1 tRNA gene and 2 rRNA genes (1 of these 3 cut by a window edge) are annotated in these 1,188 nt (G+C 56.1%); all 3 read left to right on the forward strand.

What is annotated here, in order from left to right:
* A 23S ribosomal RNA gene (locus tag AC2TDJ_RS21135) occupies positions 1-754 on the forward strand (it extends 2,073 nt beyond the left edge of the window).
* 191 nt (positions 755-945) lie between these two features.
* Positions 946-1,060 (forward strand): 5S ribosomal RNA (gene rrf, locus AC2TDJ_RS21140).
* A gap of 49 nt (positions 1,061-1,109) precedes the next feature.
* Positions 1,110-1,186 (forward strand) — tRNA-Met (locus AC2TDJ_RS21145).
* Positions 1,187-1,188 lie beyond the last annotated feature (2 nt).

The raw sequence follows: 1,188 nt of genomic DNA on the forward strand, positions 1-1,188 counted from the left end.
GAAGCGGAAACGCAAGTATCCGTGGAGCCTCCCTTGAGATACCACCCTTCGCACTCTTGATGTCTAACCGCGGTCCGTTATCCGGATCCGGGACCCTGCGTGGCGGGTAGTTTGACTGGGGCGGTCGCCTCCTAAAGCGTAACGGAGGCGCGCGAAGGTTGGCTCAGAGCGGTCGGAAATCGCTCGTTGAGTGCAATGGCAGAAGCCAGCCTGACTGCGAGACTGACAAGTCGAGCAGAGTCGAAAGACGGCCATAGTGATCCGGTGGTCCCGAGTGGAAGGGCCATCGCTCAACGGATAAAAGGTACGCCGGGGATAACAGGCTGATACTGCCCAAGAGTCCATATCGACGGCAGTGTTTGGCACCTCGATGTCGGCTCATCTCATCCTGGGGCTGGAGCAGGTCCCAAGGGTACGGCTGTTCGCCGTTTAAAGAGGTACGTGAGCTGGGTTTAGAACGTCGTGAGACAGTTCGGTCCCTATCTGCCGTGGGTGTAGGAGACTTGAGAGGAGTTGCCCCTAGTACGAGAGGACCGGGGTGAACGATCCACTGGTGGACCAGTTGTCGTGCCAACGGCAGTGCTGGGTAGCTATGATCGGACAGGATAACCGCTGAAGGCATCTAAGCGGGAAGCCCCCCTCAAAACAAGGTCTCCCTGAGGGCCGTGGAAGACCACCACGTCAATAGGCCGGAGATGTAAGCGCAGTAATGCGTTCAGTTGACCGGTACTAATCGCCCGATAGGCTTGATTTGATCCAGTAACAGAAAGACAAATCAAACCAAAAGCATACACCGACCTTGACCAAGGACAGCGTCGCAGCGCCAAGCCGCGATGTTGGTTGATTAAATAACCGAGTGGCAACGCGCATTCGCAAGCGAATACGCTGCCTGCCACCCGTCGCTTTTTTGCTCCGCAAAAACAGCGACGTGGGGATTTTCCTCGGTTTGGTGGTCATAGCGCAAGTGAAACACCCGGTCCCATCCCGAACCCGGAAGTTAAGCACTGCCGCGCCAATGGTACTTGGGCTTAAGCCCCGGGAGAGTAGGTCACCGCCAAACCTAGTAAAATCCCAATACTTCTCTCTATCGATGAAAACAAAACACCTGGCGCGGGGTGGAGCAGTCCGGTAGCTCGTCAGGCTCATAACCTGAAGGTCAGAGGTTCAAATCCTCTCCCCGCAACCAAA

Source organism: Ruegeria sp. HKCCD6647-2 (genome assembly GCF_057221075.1).